The sequence below is a fragment of the uncultured Campylobacter sp. genome (assembly GCF_937997595.1).
Classification (GTDB): Bacteria; Campylobacterota; Campylobacteria; order Campylobacterales; family Campylobacteraceae; genus Campylobacter_B.
Map to the genome: position 1 here is coordinate 21,914 of NZ_CALKTS010000318.1, position 6,000 is coordinate 27,913.

At 41.9% G+C, this 6,000-nt stretch carries 8 protein-coding genes; 1 reads left to right on the forward strand and 7 read right to left on the reverse strand.

The window, feature by feature from the left end; genetic code table 11:
* Nucleotides 1-264: 264 nt before the first annotated feature.
* Nucleotides 265-996 (forward strand): DUF4197 domain-containing protein, encoded by a 732-nt coding sequence (locus Q0614_RS10785; protein WP_298788662.1) that lies wholly within the window; start codon nucleotides 265-267, stop codon nucleotides 994-996.
* 470 nt (nucleotides 997-1,466) lie between these two features.
* Here Q0614_RS10785 and Q0614_RS10790 read toward each other — a convergent pair whose 3' ends face one another.
* From Q0614_RS10790 to Q0614_RS10820, 7 genes are all read right to left on the reverse strand, one after another.
* Complete coding sequence (locus Q0614_RS10790; protein ID WP_297950274.1) at nucleotides 1,467-1,739, reverse strand: hypothetical protein; 273 nt, start codon at nucleotides 1,737-1,739, stop codon at nucleotides 1,467-1,469.
* Nucleotides 1,740-1,801: 62 nt separating this feature from the next.
* Nucleotides 1,802-2,587, reverse strand: a complete 786-nt coding sequence (gene imm45 / locus Q0614_RS10795; RefSeq protein ID WP_298788664.1) for an Imm45 family immunity protein — start codon at nucleotides 2,585-2,587, stop codon at nucleotides 1,802-1,804.
* Nucleotides 2,588-2,657: 70 nt separating this feature from the next.
* Nucleotides 2,658-3,290 (reverse strand): hypothetical protein, encoded by a 633-nt coding sequence (locus tag Q0614_RS10800; RefSeq protein WP_298788666.1) that lies wholly within the window; start codon nucleotides 3,288-3,290, stop codon nucleotides 2,658-2,660.
* Nucleotides 3,280-3,891, reverse strand: coding sequence for a hypothetical protein (locus Q0614_RS10805; RefSeq protein WP_298788667.1), 612 nt, complete (start codon nucleotides 3,889-3,891; stop codon nucleotides 3,280-3,282). Before Q0614_RS10805 ends, Q0614_RS10800 begins: the two co-directional genes overlap by 11 nt.
* 29 nt (nucleotides 3,892-3,920) lie before the next feature.
* Entirely contained in the window at nucleotides 3,921-4,196 is a 276-nt protein-coding gene (locus Q0614_RS10810; protein WP_298788668.1) for an immunity 53 family protein, read from the reverse strand.
* Between the two features lie 92 nt (nucleotides 4,197-4,288).
* Nucleotides 4,289-4,630, reverse strand: coding sequence for a hypothetical protein (locus Q0614_RS10815; RefSeq protein ID WP_298788669.1), 342 nt, complete (start codon nucleotides 4,628-4,630; stop codon nucleotides 4,289-4,291).
* A gap of 126 nt (nucleotides 4,631-4,756) precedes the next feature.
* A partial coding sequence (locus Q0614_RS10820) for a coproporphyrinogen III oxidase family protein (RefSeq protein WP_298788671.1) occupies nucleotides 4,757-6,000 on the reverse strand: 1,244 nt, incomplete at its 5' end.

The window sequence follows — 6,000 nt, forward strand, 5'->3', positions numbered from 1 at the left end:
TCGTCATAGCGCCGATTTTAAATTTAACTGCAAGCGCGCAAAGTCCGCCGCCGCCAAATTTTATCTTTAAATTTTGTGGGTAAATTTTGCCCGTTAAATTTAGCTTTGAAATTTGACGTTTAAAATTTAGCTCAAAGCCGCTTTAAAATTTAGCCTAAATTTTATCTCAGCTCGCCCGCGCAGCGCGTAAATTTAAACCGAGCACGGGCTGAGCGTTTACCGCATTTTGGCATAATGGCGCAAATTTTATCCAAAGGTTGCAATATGAAAAAATTTATGGTTTTACTCGCCGCTGCATCACTGTCGCTTGCACATGTGGACGTAACGGATATCCTAAAGCAGAGCGCAGACGTGCTCGGTGCGACTCAGAGCGGAAACTACAAAGAGCTGCTCGCTTCCGCTACGAACCGCGCCGTAGCCGAGCTTGCCAAGGGCTACATCCACAGCAAGACCGCTAAGATCGAGCTTCCTCCTTCGCTCAAAGCCGCTGCAAAGCTTGCGAAAAAGGTGGGCAGCGATAAATGGGAGCGCGAGCTCGTCGCGAGTATGAACGATGCCGCTACCAAGGCGGTGAGCGGCGCATCAAAGATATTTTTGCAAGATCTGAAATCTATGAGCGATGCCGACGTTAAAAAGCTCATCGGCGGCGGCGACACGGCGCTTAGCGAGTATTTGCAGAGCAAATCGGGCGCGAAGCTGCGGGCGGTTTTTAGACCGATCGTAAGCGATATGATGAGCAAAAACAGCTTTGCGACGGCGTATAACGGGCTAAATTCCTTCGCGCAAAACAAGATCGCGGGTAACGAAGCGGTGCAAAATATCGCGCGCGGGCTGGGCGCGAGCGAGTATCTGCCTAAGCAGGGCGAGGATTTGAACGATTACATCACGCAAAAAACGCTGGACGGGCTATTTGCGGTGATGAGGGAAAAAGAAAGCGCGCTTCGCGGCAGCGCCGTCGGCAAAGGCGCAGGGATTTTAGGCAGGGTGCTGAAATAAAACTCGCGGCGAGGTTTTGGCGTAAATTTCGCCGTATAGCTACTTTCGGTTGCTTCGCGCTGCTGCGTGCGTAGTCTAAAGCTGCGCGCAAAGTGCCCGCTCGCGTGAAGCGACTGCTTGCATTAAAGCGGGCGCGCGGCGAAATTTAGAAGTTTGTTTACCGCGCTTGGAGCCTGTTTGCTTAAGACGATAATCTCAGCGCGGAGTTTAGTCTGCGAAATTTGAAACTGTAAAATTTAGAAATTTAGCAAGACGCAAAGGATTTGAAATTTTAAAATTTCACGCGGAGTTTTAGAATTTTACGCGGTGTTTAGGTGCGCGCATAAATTAGCGCCTATATCTGAAATTTTACAAAGCGGCGGAGTATCGGAATAGCAGAGCTGTAATAGATGAGTGTAAGGATAAAACAAGAAAACTGTCTTGTAAATTTAGCTTCTTTTATATCTCTCTTTGTGTTCTGCAAAACCGGTTTACTCATTAGTCCTATTATTTTCCGATTCCATTTTTCTTAATTCTTTAAGCGCTCTATTATGGACATTGGCTTGCTTGCAAACTCTACCTTCAGCAGCAATATATCTTACTAAATTTATATCATTTGTATCGATTGCTATCAATAATCTACCCATAAGCCTTTCCTCTACAAAAAACGTATAATCGCACTTTGCACACAAAGTACTTTCATAAATTATAAATAATAACAAAACTACTACGGCGCAAATTATAAATTTTAATGCTTTAACCATATTTTCTCCTTGTGTGTATTCTTCCCGTATATATTGATAATGTCGATTGGCGAGGCATTATATCACTTCTTATTTTTAAATTTAAATCTCTTTCGCTTTATTTTTATAAAATTTTCCAACTGCTTATCGGTAAAATTTAAAACCTCTTTTCGGTTTTGTAAATTTACATAAGTGTGCCTTATATCGCAGCATCTATAAAAAATATATTTCCAATTTTTAATTAGCCAGTCTGCCTCTATCATATTTTTATCTGTTTTAAACAAAGACGGCAGAACCCATAAGCCCGCCTTGTAGCCGCTAATTACGACCAATTTTATAAAATTTACTCCATCATCGTCTTTTGCTTTTACTACGATAAAGCTTACATTTTTCTCATATGGATAGCCGGATTTTCTACATTCGATAATATCTCCGACCTCGATCTTTCCGCGAAATTTCAAGAGAGGAATACTAAGCTTTTCTATCAAATTTGTCTTTATGCGTCTATTGCGTCCGAATTTATCTCTCGGCTTTATCAATATAAAGCCTGGAATTGTTTCGTCGTAATCTTTTAATTCATCGCTACTAAGATAATTATCGGAGCATATAAATACCTCCTGGGGGCTCGCATTGATGCCAAAATTTGCTAAATTACGAATCAATTGCTCCTTGTCCACGACAAACCCCGCTTTGCTTGATAACATCTCGCTAGGAATCTCAAAGTATCTGTTGTCTTTTAAATTTAAAAGGCAAGGATTTTCTGTCCAGAAACATCGCTCATCGCAGACCATAAGCTCATCGTCGTTAAATTTTATAATATCGCCTCTTTGTAAATCATTGTCGAAGGTTGATATTGGTAAGATAGTCATTCAAAGTCCTTTTTTGCTTGCTAGATTAAACATGTTCATAATAAATTTTTCGTTATTTGTAATCGCTAAATTACACCTCTATAACCACATCCTTATACTTTTCATAAAGCCTCGGCTTTAAAATTTTATCACGATACTCTTTGCCCGCCTTAGTCATACACATCCAGTGGCTAAATCTACTCCAGGTATCAGGATTTTTCCAAGTTATCTCTGATTTGGGAGTTATGTTCTCCTCCTCTAAAAATTTATATCCAAAAAAGAAGTTATCTCTAAAATAGATCCACTTCTCATAAAGCGACATACCTAGATCGATCTTGGATAAATTCGTATCAAAGTCAGCCCATTCCTGTCTTAAATTTTCGCCCTCTACGCCGAAGTCTATCATACCCCCTAAAAACAGCTGACCCATTACTCCGAAATACTCTCCCGCGTATGTCGGATAGGCTGAAATTTCAGGATCATCTTCGTCCGCTAGCTTATAGTCGCTTTGGATAATCCCATATAGTTCAAACCATTCGTACCAATCAAAGATTTCATATTCAAGGTAATCCAAAATATCTTTTTTTCTGGTACCGGGAATTTGAGCTAATATGCGAATAAACGAATCCATCCAGCAATCAAATCCTAAAGCCTTATAAAGTTCTTCATCTTTGTTAAAAACCCAGCCGTATAGTTCATTCGGTTTTAAAATTTTAAATTTCATAGTATCTCCTTTTTAAATTTAATCGGTTGCCGATAGAATTTACCTCATCGATCCGTTTGGTTGATCTCATAAACTCGTTAATATAAAAGTTATTTGATTCCGAGAGCTTGGGCATACTTTTTAGTATTTCACCTAAATCGACGCTCTTTATTTCGGCGCAATTTTTTACATCGCCGCAGATACCGATAAAAACAAGATCGTCTCTATTTTTACCTATAAATTTACCCTTTGCGTAATAGCCGCCTTCAAATCTTTCATAGGCTATATAATATAATATTTGCTTTAAAATTTCACTTTGATCCAGCTTGAAATAGGTGCAGAATTTTGCGCCCTCTATATCTTGCGATATGTCAGTGGCGCCTACGGAGCTTTTTTCATATTTTTTAAGATCTATTTTTCCGATATTGTTTTCATCTCCTTCACCGATTGCTCCAAGCACGCGGAAATCCCTATCTATCTCGCCGTAAATATCAAAAAACAGATAACTGCCCTTAAAGCTTTTATAGGCAAATTCCTTTACGGCATCCTTAACAATTTCGATATTTGCAAGCGTAACTTCGGTCTTTTTGCAAGATTCGTTTTTTATCTCGACTTCGATCATTTAAGGTCCTTTATTTGTCTTGCTAAATTTTAATCCATTAGCCATTTTACCACATGCTCCAATAATTCCTCTAAATTTTCGGCTCCGCAACTTCCTTTGAGTTCGTTTTCCGTGGCATTGATGAAAAACCAATCCTCGTCATCTCTATCGATATTTATTTTGATCGGCTTTTTCCCGCTCTCGCCATCGATTTCAATCCACCAACCGGGATTATCGACCGTTTCTAGCGTAAGGCCATATTCATGCTCCCATTCTCCGTCGCATTTGGAAGCGTACCAGTTTTGTATGAGTTTTAGATTACTCATTGTTTCCTCCTTTAATTTTATAAATTTTTAAAATTCTCGATTTGTTAGGCTTTGATATTGCAATTGAAACAGGGCTTCTTTGCTATTTAAATTTAATCGCTTATTAAAAATTTCTTTTCCAAGCCATCTTTATTTACGGTGATTATCTTTGAGTTCGGGATATTTAAAAATTTGATAGCTTTTTCGTCCAGTTCGGATAACGGCTCCTCGTGATTATATTTGGTTTTAAAGTAATATAAGAAAAGATCGGCCGTTCGATTTTCATCCATAAGTTGCATTATGCACCTATCGTTTGAATCGCCGCTACCATATCGGTTTATCATCATAAACGGCTCGCAGCTCTTATGAAACGGGAAGCGGCCGAAATTAAAAAGATTGCCGACGAGCTCAAATACAAGGACAAAAAACAGAAATAAAATGAATAGCTTGATCATTCTGCGTTTCATTGCGGCGTTTCCTAAATTTTGAAATCAAAAATTCGTTTGTGTTTTAAATGCCAGACGATATTTGCGCTCAAGTCGCGGGTGTGCTCAAGCGCTAGTAGCGGTCTGGCGCAAAATTTACGACGCTATCTCGCTTTTTGCCGCGCCAGCTGCGGCGGATTCGCTTTCGTCCATGATGATGAGCTGTTTTGCACGCTTGATCTTGGCATCGTCGCGAAACGCTGCGCGCACCTTGTCCATACCGGTGTAAAATTCCTTCATCAAAACAAGGCACAAATACGCGCCGAATTCCGTCGTGCGGATGATCTCGCCCTCGATTCGTACGGCTCCTGCAAGCCTCAGCAGGCTAAGCTCTCTGCCCAGTTCGCGGCGCAAATTTAGATCGTTTGCGGCGTTAAATTTAGCGATATCGATCTCGCCGTTGAAAAGCTCGGTCAAAAAGAGATATTTCGCGCGCTCGGATCTGCTAAAATCGCAAGTGGCGATGACGGTACTTTCGTTTTTGCGCACTCTGCTTGCGTACTCTTCGAGATTAAACGCATTTACGAGCAGTCTGCCGCCCAAAAAGCTAAACGCGCCGCTTCCGATGCCTACGTATTCGTGGTTTGTGCCTACATATTCGTCGCTCATATTTGATTTTTCGCGAGCGAAAGCCCATGCGTTGCTGCGGTGCCAGCTTGCAAATTCCTTGCAGATGATAGAGTAAAACTCCTCTTCGCGGTCTATGTTGCTAACGCCGAGACTTCGCGCTATTTGATCGCGCATCAAAGGCGATTTCATCAGCGGATACAGCGTGATCTGCTCCGGTTTTACCGCCTTTGCCGCTTCAATGTCGCGAAGTAAAATTTCGCGCGTTTGAAATGGAAAGTTAAAGATCAGATCCAGGCTTAAAATCGGTAAAATTCCGACCGCTCGAAATAGCTTTTCTTGCAGAATTTCGCCCGAGCCGAATTTGTCGTAGCGCGAAGCTTTACGTAAAATATCATCATCAAAGCTCTGCACCCCCACGCTTAGGCGATCTATCAGCCCGCGAAATCGCAGTAAGCTCTCAGGCTCGATGTGGTTGGGATCGCTTTCGCACGAGACCTCTTTGATGCTAAAAAGCGACTTTGCAAGCTCCAGCGTGCGCGCTAACTCATCCTCGTCGATGAGCGTCGTGCCGCCGCCTACATAAAGCGTCTCAAAGTCGTAGCCTGCGTCTTTCGTGCGCTGCATCTCTACGCGTAGCGCGCTGAAATACGCCTTACACGCGCCGCGCTCGTAGGCGTATTTGTGAAAGGAGCAGTACGGGCAAAACGTGTGGCAGAAGGGCACGTGCATGTAGAGCATATATTTTTTATCGGGGTTTGGAATTTTGGCGA